24 protein-coding genes are annotated in these 18,532 nt (G+C 62.7%); 18 read left to right on the top strand and 6 right to left on the bottom strand.

Features of this window, described 5'->3' with window-relative positions; all coding sequences use genetic code 11:
* Window positions 1–39 precede the first annotated feature (39 nt).
* From HCN50_RS11555 to HCN50_RS11570, 4 genes are all read left to right on the top strand, one after another.
* Window positions 40–951: a metallophosphoesterase gene (locus HCN50_RS11555; protein ID WP_171709757.1), complete on the top strand. Its 912-nt coding sequence runs from the start codon at window positions 40–42 to the stop codon at window positions 949–951.
* 122 nt (window positions 952–1,073) lie between these two features.
* Entirely contained in the window at window positions 1,074–1,481 is a 408-nt protein-coding gene (ybgC, locus tag HCN50_RS11560) for a tol-pal system-associated acyl-CoA thioesterase (RefSeq protein WP_171709992.1), read from the top strand.
* Window positions 1,482–1,547: 66 nt separating this feature from the next.
* Complete coding sequence (locus HCN50_RS11565) at window positions 1,548–2,015, top strand: nuclear transport factor 2 family protein (RefSeq protein ID WP_171709758.1); 468 nt, start codon at window positions 1,548–1,550, stop codon at window positions 2,013–2,015.
* Window positions 2,016–2,019: 4 nt separating this feature from the next.
* On the top strand, window positions 2,020–2,586 hold the full coding sequence (locus HCN50_RS11570) for a TetR/AcrR family transcriptional regulator (protein WP_171709759.1): 567 nt from the start codon (window positions 2,020–2,022) through the stop codon (window positions 2,584–2,586).
* 79 nt (window positions 2,587–2,665) lie between these two features.
* Here the strand turns inward: HCN50_RS11570 and HCN50_RS11575 are convergent, their stop codons facing one another.
* Window positions 2,666–3,310: a glutathione binding-like protein gene (locus HCN50_RS11575; RefSeq protein ID WP_171709760.1), complete on the bottom strand. Its 645-nt coding sequence runs from the start codon at window positions 3,308–3,310 to the stop codon at window positions 2,666–2,668.
* Window positions 3,311–3,418: 108 nt separating this feature from the next.
* Between HCN50_RS11575 and HCN50_RS11580 the strand changes: the two genes are divergently transcribed.
* Window positions 3,419–4,066 carry a TetR/AcrR family transcriptional regulator gene (locus tag HCN50_RS11580; protein WP_171709761.1) on the top strand — a complete coding sequence of 216 codons (648 nt, stop codon included), beginning with the start codon at window positions 3,419–3,421 and terminating at the stop codon, window positions 4,064–4,066.
* A gap of 120 nt (window positions 4,067–4,186) precedes the next feature.
* Here HCN50_RS11580 and HCN50_RS11585 read toward each other — a convergent pair whose 3' ends face one another.
* Window positions 4,187–5,152 carry a 2-hydroxyacid dehydrogenase gene (locus HCN50_RS11585; RefSeq protein ID WP_171709762.1) on the bottom strand — a complete coding sequence of 322 codons (966 nt, stop codon included), beginning with the start codon at window positions 5,150–5,152 and terminating at the stop codon, window positions 4,187–4,189.
* A gap of 304 nt (window positions 5,153–5,456) precedes the next feature.
* On the opposite strand from HCN50_RS11585, the gene HCN50_RS11590 reads away from it, so the two are divergent.
* The 5 genes from HCN50_RS11590 (at window position 5,457) to HCN50_RS11610 (ending at window position 9,127) form a co-directional block, all read left to right on the top strand.
* A complete protein-coding gene (locus HCN50_RS11590; protein ID WP_171709763.1) occupies window positions 5,457–5,825 on the top strand; it encodes a YciI family protein in 369 nt (122 codons plus the stop codon).
* Window positions 5,822–7,093: an RNA polymerase sigma factor gene (locus HCN50_RS11595; protein WP_171709764.1), complete on the top strand. Its 1,272-nt coding sequence runs from the start codon at window positions 5,822–5,824 to the stop codon at window positions 7,091–7,093. The genes HCN50_RS11590 and HCN50_RS11595 overlap by 4 nt, the downstream gene beginning before the upstream one ends.
* Before the next feature lie 446 nt (window positions 7,094–7,539).
* Entirely contained in the window at window positions 7,540–7,953 is a 414-nt protein-coding gene (locus HCN50_RS11600; protein WP_171709765.1) for a DoxX family protein, read from the top strand.
* Window positions 7,954–7,991: 38 nt separating this feature from the next.
* Entirely contained in the window at window positions 7,992–8,528 is a 537-nt protein-coding gene (locus tag HCN50_RS11605) for an SRPBCC family protein (RefSeq protein WP_171709766.1), read from the top strand.
* A gap of 185 nt (window positions 8,529–8,713) precedes the next feature.
* Window positions 8,714–9,127, top strand: a complete 414-nt coding sequence (locus tag HCN50_RS11610; protein WP_171709767.1) for a VOC family protein — start codon at window positions 8,714–8,716, stop codon at window positions 9,125–9,127.
* A 151-nt stretch (window positions 9,128–9,278) separates the two neighbouring features.
* Here the strand turns inward: HCN50_RS11610 and HCN50_RS11615 are convergent, their stop codons facing one another.
* From HCN50_RS11615 to HCN50_RS11630, 4 genes are all read right to left on the bottom strand, one after another.
* Window positions 9,279–9,710, bottom strand: a complete 432-nt coding sequence (locus tag HCN50_RS11615) for a hypothetical protein (RefSeq protein WP_235976936.1) — start codon at window positions 9,708–9,710, stop codon at window positions 9,279–9,281.
* A gap of 633 nt (window positions 9,711–10,343) precedes the next feature.
* Complete coding sequence (locus HCN50_RS11620) at window positions 10,344–11,132, bottom strand: SDR family NAD(P)-dependent oxidoreductase (RefSeq protein ID WP_171709769.1); 789 nt, start codon at window positions 11,130–11,132, stop codon at window positions 10,344–10,346.
* A 164-nt stretch (window positions 11,133–11,296) separates the two neighbouring features.
* The gene (locus HCN50_RS11625; protein ID WP_376700277.1) at window positions 11,297–12,970 is read right to left on the bottom strand and encodes a methyl-accepting chemotaxis protein; all 1,674 of its coding nucleotides are present in this window, start codon (window positions 12,968–12,970) and stop codon (window positions 11,297–11,299) included.
* A 251-nt stretch (window positions 12,971–13,221) separates the two neighbouring features.
* The gene (locus HCN50_RS11630) at window positions 13,222–13,719 is read right to left on the bottom strand and encodes a winged helix-turn-helix transcriptional regulator (RefSeq protein ID WP_171709771.1); all 498 of its coding nucleotides are present in this window, start codon (window positions 13,717–13,719) and stop codon (window positions 13,222–13,224) included.
* Between the two features lie 113 nt (window positions 13,720–13,832).
* Between HCN50_RS11630 and HCN50_RS11635 the strand changes: the two genes are divergently transcribed.
* From HCN50_RS11635 to HCN50_RS11670, 8 genes are all read left to right on the top strand, one after another.
* Window positions 13,833–14,384 (top strand): dihydrofolate reductase family protein, encoded by a 552-nt coding sequence (locus HCN50_RS11635; RefSeq protein ID WP_171709772.1) that lies wholly within the window; start codon window positions 13,833–13,835, stop codon window positions 14,382–14,384.
* A gap of 58 nt (window positions 14,385–14,442) precedes the next feature.
* A complete protein-coding gene (locus HCN50_RS11640) occupies window positions 14,443–15,096 on the top strand; it encodes a glutathione S-transferase family protein (RefSeq protein ID WP_171709773.1) in 654 nt (217 codons plus the stop codon).
* A gap of 13 nt (window positions 15,097–15,109) precedes the next feature.
* Complete coding sequence (locus HCN50_RS11645) at window positions 15,110–15,532, top strand: nuclear transport factor 2 family protein (protein WP_311967975.1); 423 nt, start codon at window positions 15,110–15,112, stop codon at window positions 15,530–15,532.
* Window positions 15,533–15,667: 135 nt separating this feature from the next.
* Window positions 15,668–16,084: a YciI family protein gene (locus HCN50_RS11650; RefSeq protein ID WP_171709774.1), complete on the top strand. Its 417-nt coding sequence runs from the start codon at window positions 15,668–15,670 to the stop codon at window positions 16,082–16,084.
* Window positions 16,085–16,248: 164 nt separating this feature from the next.
* A complete protein-coding gene (locus HCN50_RS11655) occupies window positions 16,249–16,674 on the top strand; it encodes a YciI family protein (protein WP_171709993.1) in 426 nt (141 codons plus the stop codon).
* 87 nt (window positions 16,675–16,761) lie between these two features.
* A complete protein-coding gene (locus HCN50_RS11660) occupies window positions 16,762–17,127 on the top strand; it encodes a hypothetical protein (protein ID WP_171709775.1) in 366 nt (121 codons plus the stop codon).
* Window positions 17,128–17,224: 97 nt separating this feature from the next.
* Complete coding sequence (locus HCN50_RS11665; protein ID WP_171709776.1) at window positions 17,225–17,938, top strand: TetR/AcrR family transcriptional regulator; 714 nt, start codon at window positions 17,225–17,227, stop codon at window positions 17,936–17,938.
* Between the two features lie 108 nt (window positions 17,939–18,046).
* Window positions 18,047–18,532 (top strand): DUF2852 domain-containing protein, encoded by a 486-nt coding sequence (locus tag HCN50_RS11670; RefSeq protein ID WP_171709777.1) that lies wholly within the window; start codon window positions 18,047–18,049, stop codon window positions 18,530–18,532.

The raw sequence follows: 18,532 nt of genomic DNA on the forward strand, positions 1-18,532 counted from the left end.
ATCCGCCACCATGTTTGCGACGCATCACGATTGGATCACATGTTAACACGCCGTCATTTTTTGAAGTCCATGGGTGGCCTGGGCGCGCTTGGCGTCTCGACCACCGCTTACGGATTCAGTGCGCCGGTCGTCCGCCTTCACGTCGCGCGGTATGACCTTTCACCCCCGCAATGGCCAGCCGGTCTCAAGCTCAGGATCGCCGCCATCGCCGATCTCCACGCCTGCGATCCCTGGATGTCGCTCGATCACATCCAGGAAATCGTCGAGCGCACCAATGCGCTCAAGCCCGACATCGTTGTCATGCTCGGCGACTACGTGACCGGGCATCGCAAGGTGACGCGCATCATTCCGGACGCCGAATGGGCCGCCGTGCTGGCCGGCCTGAAGGCGCCGCTCGGCGTGCATGCCGTGCTTGGCAATCACGACTGGTGGGAAGACAAGGCCGTGCAGCGGGAAGGGCAGGGGCTGCCGAGCGCGGGCCGCGCGCTTGAGGCTGTCGGCATTCCCGTTTACGAGAATGACGCGAAGAAGCTCTACAAGAACGGCCATTCGTTCTGGCTGGCCGGCCTCGGCGACCAGCTCGCTTATATGCCGGCGCGCCGCTTCCGACAGCTCAGGCGGATCGGCGTCGACGATCTCGGCGCGACGCTGGCGAAGGTGACCGACGATGCGCCGGTCATTCTGATGGCGCATGAGCCTGACATCGCGCGCCGCGTACCCTCGCGCATCGCGCTGCAGCTCTCCGGCCATACCCATGGCGGCCAGGTGCGGATGCTGGGCTGGTCGCCGATCTCGCCGTCCGGCCAGCAACTCGCCTACGGCCATGTCAAGATGAACTGCGACGTCGTCGTCTCCGGCGGCCTTGGCTGCAGCATCATGCCGTTCCGCCTCGGCGTGCCGCCGGAAATCGTGCTGGTGACGCTTGGGGCAGGGCGGCCGGCGGTGGCGTAGCGTTCGTCGCAGCGCTTGCGCGCCGCGCTGATTTTGCGCAAAAGCGGGCTTTCCAGCGCGATCAGGAACCGCAAGTGGCATTACCCAATCTCGACGGCGAGATCCGCGACGGCCGGCATCACATGCAAGTCCGGGTCTATTACGAGGACACCGATTTTTCCGGCATCGTCTATCACGCCAACTATCTGCGCTTCATGGAGCGTGGACGCACCAACCATCTGCGACTGATGGGCGCCTCGCAGCATGCGCTGTTCGAACAGGCGCAGGAGGAGACGCCGGGCTTTGCCTTCGTGGTGCGCTCGATGCAGCTCGACTTCCTGCGCCCCGCACGCATGGACGACGTGCTCGATGTCGTGACGTGGCCTATCGCCGTGAAGGGCGCCTCGATTACGCTGGCGCAGGAGGTGCGGCGGGGCGATGAGGTGCTGGTCAAGGCCGAGGTCCGCGTCGCCTTCATCTGCGGCGGCAGGGCCCAGCCGATCCCGAAATCGCTGCGACGATTGATGAAGGCCGATCTGGCGCCGGACTAAATCTTCCGATTGACTCTCTGTACCGATCGGTACAATCTCCGGGCGTCACCACCTCGGAGAAATGTCATGTCGCGTCCGCCGCTACCGCCGTTCACCCGCGAAACCGCCGCCCAAAAGGCGCGCATGGCCGAAGATGCCTGGAATTCGCGCGATCCGGTGCGGGTATCGCTCGCCTATACCGAGGACAGCCGCTGGCGTAACCGTTCCGAGTTCTTTCAGGGCCGCGCGGCGATCGTTGAATTCCTCACCCGCAAATGGGCGAAGGAGCACGATTACCGACTGATCAAGGATCTCTGGGCGTTCGACCAGAATCGGATCGCGGTGCGCTTTCAGTATGAATGGCACGACGATGCCGGGCAGTGGCATCGCTCCTACGGCAACGAGCAGTGGGAATTCGACGCGCACGGGTTGATGCGCCGGCGCGAGGCCAGCATCAACGATATCGCCATCAAGGAGAGCGAGCGCCGTTTTCTCTGGCCGGCGCCAGGACCGCGCCCGGTCGATGTTGCAGGCCTCGGTGACAACCCGCTGTGATCAGATGCTGAAGAGGGGCGTCGAGCGCAAGGAAATAGTGCGGGCACTCGGCGAGGTGTTTCGCGCGCATGGCTATGAGGGCGCCTCGCTGACGCTGATCACGGAAGCGACCGGGCTCGGCAAGGGCAGCCTTTACCATCTGTTTCCCGGCGGCAAGGAGCAGATGGCCAGCGAAGTGCTCGCGGAAATCGACGCCTGGTTCGAGCTCAACATTTATTCGCCCTTGCGCGAGGCGTCCGATTCCGCGCGCGCGATCGCGGCGATGATCGCGGGCGTCGATGAGTATTTCCATTCCGGCGATCGCATCTGCCTGGTCGGCCTGGTTGCGCTCGGAGCGTCGCGCGACACGTTTGCGGCGAGCGTCGACGGGTATTTTGCGCGCTGGCAGGTGGCGTTGGCCGCCGTGTTGCGGCGATCGGGATTGAGCAAGGGCCAGGCCCAGCGGCGCGCCGAAGATGCGCTGCTCACCATTCAGGGCGCGCTGGTGCTGGCACGGGCGCGGAGCGATGCCGGGATTTTTCGCCGGGCAATGAGCGATCTGACGAAGCGGCTGCTAGCGCCCGCGGAGTGAGTGCCAGTTTACGCGGTCTGGGTCCCGGCTCTGCGGTGCAGCGTTGTGCGCTGCACCGCGTCCGGGACACGAAGGCGCCTTACGCCGCGGCCTTGTGGCGGGCGAGTTCGGCCTTATACAGTTCATACTCCTCGGCGACCGCCTTCGCGATGCTCGGGCGGGCGCGCAGGCGTTCGTAATAGGCCTTCACGACCGGCCATTTCGCCAGCTCGACCGGCGGCGTCGCCATCGTCCAGTTGATGATGGTGACGAGATAGGCGTCCGCTACGCTGAAGTGATCGAGCAGGAATTCGCGGCCTTTCAGGTAGTTCTCGAGATAGTCTAGTCGCGACAGATTCTTGGTCAGCGCGTAGGTCTTCGCGTCCTGCGGCGCCGTCTTGTCGAGCAGCGGCACGAACAGCGCCTTGTGCAGCTCGGTGCCGATGAAGCAGAGCCATTGATGCAGGCGGCTGCGCTCCTCAGCCGAGTTGGCCGACATGCCGGCCTTCGGAAAACGGTCGGCGACATATTGCAGGATCGCCGCATTCTCGGTCAGCACCGTGCCGTCGTCGGTGCGCAGCGTCGGTACCAACCCGAGCGGGTTGACGTTGCGAAAATCCGAGCCGTCGTTCTGCACGACTTTGCTCTTGGGATCGACCTCGAGATAATTGGCCTCGGCGCCGGCTTCATACAGTGCGATCCGGGTCGCCAGCGAGCAGGCGAGCGGCGAAAAATACAGGTCCATGGTTTGCCTCCTTGGCGGTTGATCGACCGGCGCTGCGCGCAAGGCTGGCGCGGTTGATTTTTATACCGTCTCGCATAATATAAATCCGGTCAAGGAATTTTTTGCGAAATGGTACAAAAAAGTAAAAGGCCGCCGGTCACCAAGATCGACGCTCCGGTGCCGCCCAAGCGCCGCGGCCGCCCGCGCGCCTATGAGCCGGACGTAGCGCTCGGCAAGGCGCTTGAGCTGTTTCGCAAGGACGGATTTGCGGCGACGTCGCTCGACGATCTCTCCGCCGCCACCGGCATGAACCGGCCGAGCCTCTATGGCGCGTTCGGCGACAAGCGCGAACTCTTCATCAAGAGCTACCGGCGCTATCGCGACGATGCGCGGGCCGCGATGGCGGACGTTTTCAGGAACGAACTGCCGATCCGAAAGCGCCTCGAGCGCATCTATGCGGTGGCACTCGACATTTACCTCGAATCCGGTCCGCGCGGCTGCTTCACGGTGATGACCGCAGCCTCGGAAGCGGTGCACGATCCGGATATCCGCGCCATGGTGCTGGAAGGTTTTGGCGAACTCGACAAGGCTTTCGCCGCCTGCTTCCGGCTCGCAAAGCAGAAGGGCGAGCTATCCGGGAGCGCGGATCCAACCGTGCTGGCGCAATTGGCCTCCGCCACCATCCACACCATCGCCATCCGCTCCCGCGCCCAGGTGCCGCGCAAGGAGTTGGAGGCGATTGTGAACGGTGCGATCGATGTGATGCTGCGGGCCTAGCCCTGCGCGATCTGCCGCACCTGCCGCCGTCATTGCGAGGAGCGACAGCGACGAAGCAATCCATCCATCCGCGCGTGCAGAAAGATGGATTGCTTCGCTTCGCTCGCAACGACGGTGAAACTAGTATCCCCGCTTCCGGTCCACCACATTGTCCAGCGCGCCGCCGGCCTCGAACCGCGCAATCTGCTCGGCGACATATTTCGATATCTCGTCGGGATCGGTATCGGCGGCATTGTGCGGCGTCAGCACTACCTTTGGATGGGTCCAGAACCGGCTGTCGACGGGTAGCGGCTCGGTGGCATAGACATCGAGTGAGGCGCCACCGAGCGTGCCATCGTCGAGGCATTGCAGAATATCGGCCTCGTTCTGCAGGCCTCCGCGCCCGGCGTTGATCAGGATGGGTGCGCCGAGCGGGCTATTTCGGTCAAGTTTCTCGAAAAGACGCCGATTCAGAATCTGTTGCGTGTTCAGCGTAAGCGGAAGGAGGCAGACCAGAATGTTGACGCGAGCCAAAAAAACATCGAGTTGCAACTTGCCGTGAAAGCATGTGACGCCCTCGATCTGCTTGGGGCTGTTGCTCCAGCCCGCGACACGAAAGCCGAGCCGCCTGAGTGCGTCAGCCGCATCAGCACCGAGCGTGCCAAGCCCCATGATACCGACCGTAACAGCGTTCGCCGCCCATTGCGGTTTCGGCGCCCAGCGCTTTTCGCGCTGCGACTGCCGCAAATAAGGCTCCTGCCGGTGGTGCATCAAGACATGCAGCACGACGTATTCCGTCATTCGCCCCGTGAGGTCGCCGACCGCGACGCGCACCAGCGGCACGTCGGGCAACGAGCGATCGGCCATCAGCGCGTCGACACCGGCGCCGAGATTGAAGATCACACGCAAATTAGGGAAGGCGGCGAGCTCGCCCGGATGCGGCTTCCACACCGCCGCGTAATGCACCTCCGCCGGATCGAATGACGCATCCGGCAACAGCAGCACGGGGCGCCCCTCGCAAACCCCGTCGAACCGGTCCTTCCAGCGCTGCGGCGACCAGTTTTCGGTCCCGCCATGCACCAGCAGCGCGAGCGCCCCCTTTGTCATTGCCAGTTCCTTTCGCGTCGCCAACCCGGCGTGACCCGCCTCACAGCGCGGCCCGATCCGTTTCTCTAGCCTTCGGGCCAGCCAGGGTCGAGGCCGTCAGATGAAAACGCTCAGATGCATCATTCTCATTCTCGGTGTGTGCAGCCTTTGTTCCAAGGCGGCGATTCACGCCTACCGGCACTTCAATCCGCCACCGCCTCCGATCATCGGTCCCTGACAAGGGAACATCCAAAATTTCTTCGACGCACCTGTCGGCAGCGGGCATAATCGTTCGTCATCATGACAACGGAGATGCCAAGCTGCCATGCTCTACGCCATTCTTTGCTATCACGACGAGGATCTCGTCGGCTCCTGGACCAAGGAGCAGGACGCCGCGGTCATGAAGAAACTGGCCGTCGTGCAGGATAAATTGACCAAGCAGGGCCGGCTTGGTCCGGTCGCCCGGCTGTTGCCGACGACGGCGGCGACCACGCTGCGCAAGGACGATCCGCCACTGGTGCTCGACGGTCCCTTTGCCGAAACCAAGGAGCAGTTGCTCGGCTTCTACGTCATCGACTGCAAGAACCTCGACGAAGCGCTCGAGGTCGCGCGCGAGCTTGGCGCAGCCAATCCCGGCGGCGCCTATGAGATCCGCCCCGTCGGACACTTCACGCCGGGGAGTGCACAGCCATGACCGATACCGCCTGGATCGATGCCGCGCTGACCTCGGCTCGCCCCCAGGCGGTCGGCGCGCTGTTGCGCTATTTCCGCAATCTCGATACCGCCGAGGAGGCGTTTCAGAACGCCTGCCTTCGGGCGCTGAAGAGCTGGCCGCAGAACGGCCCGCCGCGCGATCCGGCCGCGTGGCTGATCATGGTTGGGCGCAATGTCGCGATCGACGACATCCGGCGCAGCAAGAAGCAGGAGGCGTTGCCCGAGGACGAGGCGATCTCCGATCTCGAGGACGCCGAGGAGGAGGTTGCCGAGCGGCTCGACGGCTCGCACTACCGCGATGACATTTTGCGGCTGTTGTTCATCTGCTGCCATCCGGACCTGCCGGCGACGCAGCAGATCGCGTTGGCGCTGCGCATCGTCTCGGGGCTTTCCGTCAAGCAGATCGCGCGCGCCTTCCTGGTCTCGGAAGCTGCAATGGAGCAGCGCATCACCCGGGCGAAGGCGCGGGTAGCCGACGCCAACGTGCCGTTCGAAACCCCGGGCGCAGTGGAGCGCTCCGAACGCCTCGCCTCCGTCGCCGCCATGATCTACCTGATCTTCAACGAGGGCTATTCGGCGTCCGGCGACACCGCCGAGATCCGTGCGCCGCTGTGCGAGGAGGCCATCCGCCTGGCGCGGCTATTGCTGCGGCTGTTCCAGAGCGAGCCCGAGATCATGGGGCTGACCGCGCTGTTGCTGCTGCAGCACGCACGGGCCGATGCGCGGTTCGATGCCGATGGCGCCGTGATCCTGCTCGACGACCAGGACCGCTCGAAATGGAACAAGGCGCTGATCGCCGAGGGGCTGGCGCTGATCGACAAGGCAATGCGCCATCGCCGCAGCGGGCCCTACCAGGTGCAGGCCGCGATCGCCGCCCTGCATGCCCGCGCCGAGAAGCCTGAAGATACCGACTGGACCCAGATCGACCTGCTCTATGGCGCGCTCGAGATCATGCAGCCGTCGCCGGTAGTGACGCTGAATCGGGCGGTTGCCGTCTCCAAGGTGAAGGGACCGCAGGCCGCGCTCGACATGATCGAGCCGTTGGCGGCGCGGCTGTCGAACTATTTCCATTTCTTCGGCGTGCGCGGCGCGTTCCTGATGCAGCTCGGCCGCAACGACGAAGCCCGCACCGCCTTCGACCGCGCCATCGCGCTCGCCAACACCTCGGCCGAAGCCGCCCATATCCGCATGCACCTCGACCGCCTACAGCGCGACAGCCAGCCCCGCGGCAAGAAAGCGGGGAAGTAGGTGCTTCTTATCCTCACCTGGAGGGCTCTCCAGGGGAGGTAAGCGAGCGTCGGCGAAGTGATCCACGACCAGACCGGCCTCGGCGAGCGCGAAAGCCGGCGGCGATCTACGAGCGCTACAAGACACAGTTGTAGGAAAAATCTGTCGCGGCAGCGATCACCCTCCCCTGGAGGGGAAGGGTTGACGCTCATGAAATGAGCGGCGGGGTGCGGTGGGTCCCTCCACACCCGGCAGTGTCCGAATGGAGAGATCACCCCACCCCGTCTCATGTTTCGCAGCGCTCAACATGAGCCGACCCTCCCCCTCCAGGGGAGGGTGACACACCGAGCAATGATCCGTCAGGGCATGCCGGCGTCGTTGTCGAAAAATTTCACTCTCCCTGTCGGTTTTACGCACCTTCGTTCGTCTTGAATCCGAACAGCCACTCAAGACAACGGGGATCCATCATGACTGTCATCGCCGAGACTCTTCCGGCCTCAACGCACGCGCGTTGGGTCGGCCGCATCCTCTCCGGTCTCGTCATCGTTTTCCTGATGTTCGACGGCGCCATCAAGCTGGTGCCGTGGCCGATCGTCACCGAAACCATGGACCGGATGGGCTATGGCTCAAGCGATGCGCTGATGCGCGGCCTTGGCGCCATCAGCATCGTCTGCACCGTGCTCTACGCGATCCCGCCGACCTCGATTCTCGGCGCCATCCTGCTCACCGGCTATCTCGGCGGCGCAATCGCCTCGCATGTCCGGATCGGCAGCCCCTTGTTCACGCACACGCTGTTCGGGCTTTATCTCGGCCTGATGCTGTGGGGCGGGCTGTGGCTGCGCGACAGGAATCTGCAAGGCTTGATCCCGTTTCGCCGCTGATGTGCTTCAACGGTCGTTTCACGAATAGGAAGACAATCATGTTCGAAGTCATTGTCATCATCGCTGTGATCTTGGCAATTGCGGTCGCCGCAGTCCTCGTCCTCGCCGCGACCAAGCCGAACACGTTGCGGGTGCAGCGCGAGGTCAGCATCAAGGCGCCGGCGGAAGCGATCTTTCCGCTGATATCAGACTTTCACCAGTGGCTGTCCTGGTCGCCCTACGAGGAGAAGGACCCGGCGATGAAACGCACCTACGGCGGTGCGGAGCGCGGCAAGGGCGCTACCTATGCCTGGGACGGCGACAAGAATGTCGGTTCCGGCCGTATGGAAATTGTCGAGGCGGCATCGCCCTCGCGGGTCGTCATCAAGCTTGATTTCTTCAAGCCGTTCGAAGGCCATAACACCGCCGAATTCACAATGCTGCCGCAGGGAGATGGCACCCATGTCACATGGCTGATGCATGGTCCGGCGAACTTCCTGTCCAGGCTGATCCAGGTGTTCATCAATCTGGACAACATGATCGGCCGGGACTTCGAAGCTGGTCTCGCCAAGCTGAAGAAGCTCACCGAGAAATGAACGCGACTATCGTGTCCCGGACGCGGTGCAGCGTGCAACGCTGCTCGGCAGAGCCCGGACCCACTATGAACCCCGGAACAGCAGCGCATCACCATAGCGCGTCGAAGACGCGCGTGAACGCGCTTTCGGTGCTGCGCTGCATTCGGGAACGCTACCGGCACTAAGTGATAACCAAGGAGCCAACGATGCAGGTCAATCCCTATCTGTTCTACAACGGCAATTGCGAGGAAGCGCTGAACTATTATCAGAAGGCATTGGGCGCCCAAATCGAGGCGAAGATGCCCTATGGCGACGGGCCCGCCGACATGCCGGTTCCGGCAGACTGGAAGACAAAGATCATGCACGCCCGCATCACCATCGACGGTGAGGTGCTGATGGCCTCGGACGCCACGCCGGGCGATTACAAAGCACCGCAGGGTATTTACGTCGCACTCGCCGTCGACGATCCCGCGGAGGCCGAACGTCGGTTCAAGGCGCTTGCCGAGGGCGGCACGGTGCGGATGCCGTTCGGCCAGACCTTCTTCTCCAACGGCTTTGGCATATGCGTCGACAAGTTCGGCATTCCCTGGATGGTGAACAGTCCGAAGGAAGGGATGTAGTTCGAGGTCTGGTAGGATGGGCCAATCAAAGCCACCGGGAAGCGCGAACGCGCGCCCGATAACAGGCTCCGCGTGCCCACCATTCGCGCGCCAAGGAAGATGGTGGGCACGGCGCAAGTGCGCTTTGCCCACTACATGCTACTGCAAGATCTCATCTGCACCTTGGATAGATCGCGGCGAGTTCGCGTCCGCGCAGCAGCAACAGCCGCGACGTCAGGCCGCCGTGGCGGCTGATCCAGTCCCGCACCGGCGCGGGGTAGGCCGCCTGCACCGCGCGCGAGGCTTCCGGCTCGGCATAGATCCGGCCACGGCCGTCGATCGAGCGCGCGGCGTGAAATCCCAGCACCGCGCGGCGCGTCACGCAGATCCGCTCCTCCGGAATCGTCATCAACAGCAGCGTGCAGGCGGACAGGCAGGGCCCGTCGATCACCACCCGCTCGCCGGACTGGCGTACCTGGTCGAACAGTTCGAGAAACGATCCGACCTGTCCGCCCGGGCTTGCAAGAATGCGGATTTCCGCCCGCACGGGAACGATTGCCGCGACCAGCGCGGCGGTGGCAACGACCAGCTTGATGACCGCCATTCGCATGTGCGGCTCCTCCGTCAGCACTGCCCTCACGGCCAGTTACGCTGAGATATGTGGCAAGGTTTCGTCAAGCGCCCGCGCCGGGCACGCCGGCCCGGTAACGCCGGCCCTAGTGAACGATGACGTGAGGATGCTGGCCGCTCAATGCGGCACATCGCACGTCGCCACGCGGTTGATATCGGCCAGGCAGTTTCGCAGCTCCGAGCGGCCGCGCCCGCTCATCGCCCGCTTGCGGGGAAAGGTTGAGGGTGGGGTCTCTCGGCGATCTCATTTGCGGAGAGAGGCCCTCATCTCCCAAACCTCACCCCGTGAAGAACGGGGAGAGCGAATGCAACTTAACGGCGTCCCGCACTTATCAAGACAGAATGATTTTGGAGTGGTCCCCGGAACGGACAACATGGCAGTTCGTTGATGGCGAATGGATCACTTATTTCTCAGCACGATCTGCGCCGGCATTTTATTGCTCGTGACCGCATTCGCGTTGGCAACACCGAGCATGAGAACCGATGTTCCACCGGAGAAGACCGTGTTGCTCCGTATTGCGGCGCGATAGCTACCCCGAGCCAGCCAGCAATGAGGCCGCCAGTTAGGCTGCAGTTCTGATCCGCACGCCAAGCAGCATAGCGCTTTTTAGCTGTTCCGCCGCTGGCCCCGCAGCGTCGGCAGCCCGATGCCGGCGGCATCAAAACCGCCGTCGACGGCGAGGATCTGGCCAGTGATGTAGCTTGCGCGATCACTGCACAGGAAGAAGATCGCTTCCGCCAGTTCCTCTTCGAGGCCGTAGCGGTTGAGCGGGATGGCGTCGTGGTAGTCGGCGCGGATTTCCGGCGTATGTACTTGCTTCGCCATTGCGGTCTCGACTGGGCCGGGCGCCACGGCGTTGACGCGAATGCCGAGCGAAGCCAGTTCGACCGCGAGCTGCTTTGTGAGATGCGCCAGCCCAGCTTTGCTGGTGCCGTAGGCCGAGCGCAATGTGGAAGCCCGCACCGCCGAGATCGACGTGATGTTGACGATCGCGCCGCCGCCATGCTCGCGCATCAAGGGCGCCGCTGCCTTGGTGCAGAGGAACGGCCCGGTGAGGTTGACCGCCAATATGCGGCTCCAGTCTTCATTGGCCGTATCCAGCAGCGGCGCGAACACCGCGATGCCGGCATTGTTGACCAGCGCGTCGAGCCGGCCGAAATGCCGGCTCATCGTCGTCATCGCGGTTGCCACGGCACCGGCATCGGAAACGTCGCAATGCAGCGCCAGCGTATTGTCGGGATCAGCGAGGCCGGCGACCGCGCCGCGCAGCAATTCGGCCTCGATGTCGAGCAGCGCCACCTTCCAGCCCTCGGCGAGAAAGCGTTTGGCCGTCGCCAGCCCGATGCCGCGCGCGGCACCGGTGACGAGAGCGGTTTTCTGAGGCGGGGAGGGCATCGGCGGATCCATTGGCGGGAGAGGAGATTTTCCGCTTCTAATAACCCAGGCCTTCATGCGTGTCGCGGCAGTGATGCAAAATTCGGCCGTGCCGGGCCGATATGCAAAATCCGATACAGGTGGTCGGCCCGTATCGGATCGATCCGCTGATGATCTCTTGATCGCTAGCGCTGCGCAATCGCCTTTGCCTCGGCGGCCGCGCGCTGCATGCTGGAGGACATTTCGCTGGTGACGGTGCTCTGCTCCTCGACCGCTGCCGCGGTTGCGGTGACATATGCGCTGACGCCCTGGATCGCCTGCTTGATGCTGTTGAGCGCGCCGACGACGTCGCCGGAGATGCCGTTGAGATTACCGATCTCCTGGCCGATCTTGTCGGTCGCCTGCTTGGCCTGGGTGGCGAGGTTCTTGACCTCGGAAGCCACCACGGCAAAGCCGCGTCCGGCCTCGCCGGCGCGCGCCGATTCGATCGTCGCATTCAGCGCCAAGAGGTTGATCTGGCCGGTGATGTTGCCGATCAGTTCGACGATGCCGCTCATGGCCTGCGCCGCTTCGTTCAGGCGCTGCGCCTGGGCGTCGGCTGCCTCCACCCGTTCGACCGCGGTCGAAGCCGTCTCGCGCGATTTGGTCATGGCCTCGGAGATTTCCCGAACCGAGGCGTTCAGTTCCTCCGCGCCGGCGGCGACTGATTCCATCATGCCGCGCACACGCTCATTGCCGAGACGGACCAGCACCTGCGCGGTGGTGTCGGTGGCGTATTTCACCACCTTGAACGGCTTGCCGTTGAGATCGAGGATCGGATTGTAGGACGCCTGGATCCAGATCTCCTTGCCATTCTTGCCGATCCGCTTGTATTCGGCGGCCTGATATTCGCCGCGGTTGAGCGCCGCCCAGAATTCGCGATAGGCCGCGCTGTCCCGCTCGGCCTGCTCGACGAACATGCTGTGATGCCGGCCGCGGATCTCGTCGAGCGAGTAGCCGACCGTCTTGAGGAAATTCTGGTTGGCGCCGATGATGGTGCCGTCCATCTTGAACTCGATGACCGCCTGCGACTTGCCGATGGCGGCGATCTGGCCGGTGAGATCGGCGGTCGAAAGCTTCTGTTTGGTGACGTCGGTTGCGAACTTCACCACCCGGAACGGCTTGCCCTGCTCGTCGAGCAACGGATTGTAGGAGGCGAGGATCCAGACCTCACTGCCGCCCTTGCCGACCCGCTTGTATTCGGCCGACTGATATTCACCGCGCTTGAGGCGGGTCCAGAACTCGCGATAGGCCGCGCTGTCGCGCTCGCTCTGCTCGATGAACATACTGTGATGCTTGCCCTGGATTTCGGCGAGCGTGTAGCCCATCGTCTTCAGGAAATTTTCATTGGCGGTGATGATGGTGCCGTCCATCTCGAAGGCGATGACGGCCTGAGCGCGGTTGATCGCGGCGATCTGGCCGGCATCCTCCATGCTCTTGATCTTGCGCGCGGTGATGTCGGTCGCGAACTTCACGACCTTGCAAGGCTTGCCGCCGGCGTCGAGCACGGGGTTGTAGGTCGCCTGAATCCAGACCTCGCGGCCGCCCTTGCCGATCCGCTTGTATTCGGCGGACTGGTATTCGCCGCGCTTCAGCGCCGCCCAGAAGTCACGATACGCTGTGCTGTCGCGTTCCGCGGGGGCCACGAACATGCTGTGATGCTTGCCCTGGATTTCGCGCAGCGAGTAGCCGAGGGTTTTGAGGAAATTGTCGTTGGCAGTGACGATGGTGCCGTCGAGGTTAAACTCGATGACGGCCTGCGAGCGGTTGAGCGCGTCGGCAAGTGCCTTGTCGGCCGAATTTTTGAGAAACTGAAACAAGGAAAGTCCCATCCAAATGGCGGTGAGTGGTGAGGCCGTCGACCAACGCTACCCGAGCCTCGTTGCTAGCTTCAGATTTGAACAGAAGGCAAAGGAATGCGTTAACGCTGTTCTCCGTAAGATGACGGATTACATCGCAACGTAATGCTGATCTTAAGGATGTTCCGGAACACGACGCGCGCTGCACGTGTGCGCCGCCTGCGCTGGAATTTGTCGCGGTGACGAGCTCGTGATTCCGGGGCGGCCTGCCGTCACTTCCGGTTGACGACACTCTCATACGCCGCCTGCAATCGTTCACCGACTGACGGCCCGGTTCGCCGGCGCCGTTTCGCGCCGAGATGGCTCTCGCGCAACTCGTCCATGAATTCGGCCCACATCTTTGGCCCGCCCTCGCTGAGCAGCCGTGCGCGGATGCCGAGTTCCTCGCTGACCGGGAGATACCGGTAACCCCAGGCCGCCATCTGCGCCAGAACGGGGAGCAGCTCGATGCCCTGTTCGGTCAGCGAATAGATTCCCTTCTGCTTGTGCGTGGGATCGTCCTCGCGGGTGATGATGCCCTGCTCGAGTAGGGTCTTCAGCCGGTCGGCGAGAATGTTGGAGGAGATGCCTTCCTCCGATTTGGTCAACAGCTCGCGAAAATGCCGCCGGTTTCCGAACATCATGTCGCGAATGATCAGAAGACTCCATTTGTCGCCGAGTACCTCCAACGAGAGATTGATCGGGCAGCCGGAACGCTGGGCGTCGGTCATGTGCGGTCTCCGGCCGGCAGCATGGCGCCGGCAAAAAAACTGCTTGCAATATCGCACCAGTTGGCTCAGACTGCAACTAGTTGCAATTCACAATCAGTTAGAGGAGCCGTGCGATGGCCAAGTTGATTATGTGGAACCTGATGACCCTGGATGGCTTCGTCGAAGGTCCGAACCGGGACATTTCCTGGCATTCCGACGTCTGGGGCGAGGAACTCGAACAGCTGTCGATCAAGCAACTGAACGAGGCCGGCGGTTTGCTGTTCGGCCGTATCACCTACGAATTGATGGCGGGCCACTGGCCGAGCGCGACCGGCGCGGTCGCCGATTTCATGAACGCCGCGCCGAAATACGTCTTCTCGCGCACGGTGAAGAAATCCGACTGGAACAACACACGGATGTTCAGTGCCGATGTGCCCGAGACCGTCGGCCGGCTGAAGCGCGACAGCGCCAAGGATCTTTTCCTGTTCGGTAGTGCCGATCTCGCAGGCGGCCTGATCCCGCACGGATTGATCGATGAATTCCGCATCGCCGTAAACCCGATCATCCTTGGCGGAGGAACGCCACTGTTCAAGCCAGGCGAGAAGATCAAACTCAGGCTCATCGACAGCCGGCCTTTATCGACCGGTGTCGTGATCCTGCGCTACGCGCCGGCGGCGGCAAGCTAAGATCGATCGAAATGACGGCGCGCTCGAATGCGCGCCGTCCTGTTACAGGGAGCTGTCCATGTCGCTTACGTTTCATTTTCATCCATTGGCCTCATACTGCTGGAAGCCGTTGATCGCGCTCTACGAGAATGGCGTCCCGTTCACGCCGAATCTGGTCGATCTCGGCAATCCGGCCGAGCGCGCCGCGCTGGTGAAGCTGTGGGGGATCGGCAAGTTTCCGGTGCTGCAGGATGATGGCAAGGACGAGATCGTTCCGGAGTCCAGCATCATCGTCGAATATCTCGACCGCCACTATGGTGACGCTGCACGACTCATCCCTAGTGATCCAGACGGGGCGTGGCGGACTCGGCTGCGCGATCGCTTCTATGACCTCTACGTGCATCTGCCGATGCAGAAGATCATGCTCGACCGGTTGCGGCCGGAAGGAAAACGGGATCCGCACGGCGTCGAGGAGGCGAGGGTGCAGTTGCGAACCTCCTACGCCATGATCGAACGGCAGATGGCGGGCGGCGGCTGGGCGATGGGCGAGGATTTTACGCTCGCCGACTGCGCTGCGGCACCGTCGCTGTTCTACGGCAACATGGCGGAGCCGTTCGGCGACGATCACGAAAATCTTGCCGCCTATCTGGAGCGATTGAAGGCGCGACCTTCCTTCGCGCGCGTGCTGAAGGAGGCCGAGCCCTATTTTCAGATGGTGCCCAAGGAAACTTGAGAAGGAGCGTCGAATGGAGGAAGCCAACAGGGCAGAGACGATCCGCCGGATCTTTGCAGCCTATCTGGCCAACGATCGCAAATTCGTCGAGAGCGCGTTCAGCGACGATTTCCGCTTCATCAGCCCCTACGACAACGCCATCAACAAGCTGACATATTTCGAGCGCTGCTGGAAAGGCAGCGATTGGATCGATCGGCACGAGCTGGAAAAGATCGTCGTCGACGGCGATCAAGCCTTTGTGACCTATCGTTGCGTAGCCAAAGGCGGCAGGGCGTTTCGCAATACCGAGTTTTTCGTTTTCGATGGCGACAAAGTGAAGCGCACGACGTCTATTTCGGCGCGACATACCAGAACGGCGTATTTGTCAGGCATCCGGATAGAGACCGCGGATGTAGTCTCATCCCCTCATGGTGAGGAACGCGGTTTCGCGCGATGAGGTCAGGGTATGCAGCGGAAAACTACCCCAAAATTAATTTCCGCTGACATGTCGGCTGCGTAAAAGCCCGCTCGTCTTGTTGACGAAGGCCGGCGCGACCGCAGCCGTCCCTACACGATCTAACGGAGAAGAACGATGCGATTCATGGTGATTGTGAAGGCGAGCAAGGATACGGAGGCCGGCGTGATGCCGAGCACCGAATTGCTGACCGCGATGGGCAAGTTCAATGAGGAGATGGCCAAGGCCGGTATCATGGAAGCGGGCGAGGGCCTGCATCCGACCTCGAAGGGCGCGCGGATCAAGTATGGCAGCGGGCAGGGCAGCGTCACCCGCGGTCCGTTCGCGCTGTCTGGCGATCTGGTTGCCGGCTTCTGGCTGATCAACACCAAATCGCTGGATGAGGCGATCGAATGGATGAAGCGCGCGCCCTTCCTCGAGGGCGACGAGATCGAAATCCGCCAGGTGTTTGCCGCGGAAGATTTCGGCGAAGCGCTCACCCCCGAACTGCGCGAGCAGGAAGAGCGGCTGCGGGCCCAGGCGGGGAAGAAGTGACGGCTCGCCGTCGTTCCGGGGCAGCCCGCAGGGCTGAACTATGATGTGCAATTGCACATCAGAGAATCCAGAGATTGTAGCGGAGATTCTCAGGTGCGCAATTGCGCACCGTAGTTCGCTGCGCGATGCCCCGGAATGACAACAACCCGAACAAGGACCCCACCATGCGCTTCATGATGCTGATGATCCCCCTGGGCTATGAGACCGCGCCGCCCGACGTCCAGCTCGACCCCGAACGGGTCAGGGCGATGATGAAGTACAACGAGGCGCTGAAGGAGGCCGGCGTCCTGATCGCGCTCGACGGGCTGCATCCGCCCTCGATGGGCGCGCGGGTTTCTTTTGCCACCGGCAAGCCCGTCGTCACCGACGGCCCCTTCACCGAAGCCAAGGAAGTGCTCGGCGGCTACTGGATGATCGACGTGAAATCGCGCGAGGAAGCGATCGCGTGGGCGAAGAAGTGCCCCGCCTCCGAGAACGAGATCATCGAGATCCGGCAGGTCCAGGAGATCGGCGATTTTTCGGAAGAAGTGCAGAAGGCTGCGAAAGGGTTTGAGGAGTTGCAGAAGGGTAATGCGCACAAGGCGCGGTGAGTTTGAAGCCCCCCTCGAGGCGCTGCACCGGGGCATCACACAGCGCAAAACCGATCGCCGATCCATCTACAAGAAAGGAGAAGCCTCATGAGCACCAACGACACGTTCCTCGCAGTCTTCCTCGGCAGCAAGACCAGCGCGAAAATGGCGGCCTGGAATGCGCTGCCTGAGGCGGAGCGGCGCGCCAGGGAGCAGCAGGGAATTGCTGCGTGGAAGGCGTGGGTCGAACAGCACCAGGCGGCGATCACCGCCATGGGTGGCCCGCTCGGCAAGACCAAGAAGGTCGATTCAAACGGTATTGCCGACATTGCCAACGAGATGGGCGCCTTCACGGTAGTGCGCGCCGGCTCGCACGAGGAAGCCGCAAAACTGTTCGAGAACCACCCGCATTTTACGATCTTTCCCGGTGAGCGCGTGGAGATCATGCCGGTCCTCCCGATCCCGGGTGGTTAAGAATCGTCCGGAATTTGCGCGGCACCGCAGGTCGTTAATCTTGATGAATGCTCGGTGCTAGTGACCTTTGCAGCCGGCTCATGTAAAAGCTATTCACATGAGCTGGCAAAAGGACCGCCGCGCCGAGCGCGGCTATCATCACGGCAATCTCAAGGAGGCGCTGCTGCAGGCGGCGCTCGATCTGATCTCGCAGAAGGGGCCGGCGGGCTTCACCTTTGCGGACGCCGCCCGCATGGCGGGCGTCAGCCCTGCCGCACCCTATCGCCATTTTCGCGACCGCGATGAATTGCTGTCCTCGATCGCCCAGCGTGGCTTCGAGCAGTTCGAGGCGCTGCTGACACAGGCCTGGGATGACGGCCGTCCGGATACGGTCACCGCGTTCGAGCGGGTCGGCAAGGCCTATCTGGCTTTCGCCCGCAACGAGCCGGCGTTCTATTCGGCGATGTTCGAATCCGGCCTGCCAGTCGATGCGAATCCGACGCTAATGGCCGCCAGCGAGCGCGCTTTTGCCATCATCCGCGCCGCGGCGGAGCGGCTCGCGGCGATGGCGCCGCCCGGCATGCCGCGGCCGCCGGCCATGATGATGGCGCTGCACATCTGGTCGATGTCCCACGGCGTGGCGTCGCTGTTCGGCCGCGGCGATGCGGCGCGCCGCAAACTGCCGATGTCGCCGGAGGAGCTCTTGGAAGCCGAAGTGCTGATCTATCTGCGCGGCCTCGGCTTCCCGACCGACCGCCGGCCATCGGACCAGAAGCCGCCGGGCCCGCCGCCGGTGCCGCCTTCCGGCGGTCCCTGGGGAACCCCAAAATAATTTTTCGAGGGGCGCGGCGAGCCGCCGCTTGACAAAAACGCGGGATGGTTTAGGTATGTAAATGTTATTTACATTCACAACGGCGTGATCGCCGTCATGGAGAGGGAAATGGCCTACACCGCAGATGTCAATCGATGGCGCGGCCCGACTGAACAGACCTATCGCCCCACTATGCTTGAGAGCCCCTGGCACCCCGGCTGGATCGCGGTGACCATTCTCGGCTTCATCATCTGGTGGCCGATCGGTCTTGCCCTTCTCTTTTTCACACTAGGGAGCAGAAAAATGGGTTGCTGGAGCGACGGAGACCGCTGGCAGAACAAGATGGAGCGGATGCAGTACAAGATGGACCGGATGCGCGACCGCATGGAGCGCCGCGGTTTTGGCGGCTTCGGCTTCGGCCCGCCGTCCAGCGGCAACCGCGCCTTCGACGAGTACCGCATGGAGACCCTCCGCCGGCTCGAGGAAGAGCAGGTCGAATTCAGGAATTTCCTCGATCGCCTGCGTCACGCCAAGGACAAGGAAGAGTTCGACGCGTTCATGGCGCAGCACAAGCAGCGTCCGACCCCGCCGAACGACCAGCCGCAACAGGGCTAA

The sequence above is a fragment of the Bradyrhizobium archetypum genome (genome assembly GCF_013114835.1).
Taxonomy (GTDB): Bacteria; Pseudomonadota; Alphaproteobacteria; order Rhizobiales; family Xanthobacteraceae; genus Bradyrhizobium; species Bradyrhizobium archetypum.

Excerpts from the sequence above, each read along its gene's own strand:
- HCN50_RS11630 (WP_171709771.1), bottom strand. The coding sequence starts at position 13,719 with ATGACCGACGCCCAGCGTTCCGGCTGCCCGATCAATCTCTCGTTGGAG.
- HCN50_RS11590 (WP_171709763.1), top strand. The coding sequence starts at position 5,457 with ATGCTCTACGCCATTCTTTGCTATCACGACGAGGATCTCGTCGGCTCC.
- HCN50_RS11640 (WP_171709773.1), top strand. The coding sequence starts at position 14,443 with ATGTCGCTTACGTTTCATTTTCATCCATTGGCCTCATACTGCTGGAAG.
- HCN50_RS11665 (WP_171709776.1), top strand. The coding sequence starts at position 17,225 with ATGAGCTGGCAAAAGGACCGCCGCGCCGAGCGCGGCTATCATCACGGC.
- ybgC (WP_171709992.1), top strand. The coding sequence starts at position 1,074 with ATGCAAGTCCGGGTCTATTACGAGGACACCGATTTTTCCGGCATCGTC.
- HCN50_RS11600 (WP_171709765.1), top strand. The coding sequence starts at position 7,540 with ATGACTGTCATCGCCGAGACTCTTCCGGCCTCAACGCACGCGCGTTGG.
- HCN50_RS11635 (WP_171709772.1), top strand. The coding sequence starts at position 13,833 with ATGGCCAAGTTGATTATGTGGAACCTGATGACCCTGGATGGCTTCGTC.
- HCN50_RS11610 (WP_171709767.1), top strand. The coding sequence starts at position 8,714 with ATGCAGGTCAATCCCTATCTGTTCTACAACGGCAATTGCGAGGAAGCG.
- HCN50_RS11670 (WP_171709777.1), top strand. The coding sequence starts at position 18,047 with ATGGCCTACACCGCAGATGTCAATCGATGGCGCGGCCCGACTGAACAG.
- HCN50_RS11595 (WP_171709764.1), top strand. The coding sequence starts at position 5,822 with ATGACCGATACCGCCTGGATCGATGCCGCGCTGACCTCGGCTCGCCCC.
- HCN50_RS11555 (WP_171709757.1), top strand. The coding sequence starts at position 40 with ATGTTAACACGCCGTCATTTTTTGAAGTCCATGGGTGGCCTGGGCGCG.
- HCN50_RS11645 (WP_311967975.1), top strand. The coding sequence starts at position 15,110 with ATGGAGGAAGCCAACAGGGCAGAGACGATCCGCCGGATCTTTGCAGCC.
- HCN50_RS11565 (WP_171709758.1), top strand. The coding sequence starts at position 1,548 with ATGTCGCGTCCGCCGCTACCGCCGTTCACCCGCGAAACCGCCGCCCAA.
- HCN50_RS11660 (WP_171709775.1), top strand. The coding sequence starts at position 16,762 with ATGAGCACCAACGACACGTTCCTCGCAGTCTTCCTCGGCAGCAAGACC.
- HCN50_RS11585 (WP_171709762.1), bottom strand. The coding sequence starts at position 5,152 with ATGACAAAGGGGGCGCTCGCGCTGCTGGTGCATGGCGGGACCGAAAAC.
- HCN50_RS11650 (WP_171709774.1), top strand. The coding sequence starts at position 15,668 with ATGCGATTCATGGTGATTGTGAAGGCGAGCAAGGATACGGAGGCCGGC.
- HCN50_RS11570 (WP_171709759.1), top strand. The coding sequence starts at position 2,020 with ATGCTGAAGAGGGGCGTCGAGCGCAAGGAAATAGTGCGGGCACTCGGC.
- HCN50_RS11575 (WP_171709760.1), bottom strand. The coding sequence starts at position 3,310 with ATGGACCTGTATTTTTCGCCGCTCGCCTGCTCGCTGGCGACCCGGATC.
- HCN50_RS11655 (WP_171709993.1), top strand. The coding sequence starts at position 16,249 with ATGCGCTTCATGATGCTGATGATCCCCCTGGGCTATGAGACCGCGCCG.
- HCN50_RS11620 (WP_171709769.1), bottom strand. The coding sequence starts at position 11,132 with ATGCCCTCCCCGCCTCAGAAAACCGCTCTCGTCACCGGTGCCGCGCGC.
- HCN50_RS11580 (WP_171709761.1), top strand. The coding sequence starts at position 3,419 with ATGGTACAAAAAAGTAAAAGGCCGCCGGTCACCAAGATCGACGCTCCG.
- HCN50_RS11615 (WP_235976936.1), bottom strand. The coding sequence starts at position 9,710 with ATGGCGGTCATCAAGCTGGTCGTTGCCACCGCCGCGCTGGTCGCGGCA.
- HCN50_RS11605 (WP_171709766.1), top strand. The coding sequence starts at position 7,992 with ATGTTCGAAGTCATTGTCATCATCGCTGTGATCTTGGCAATTGCGGTC.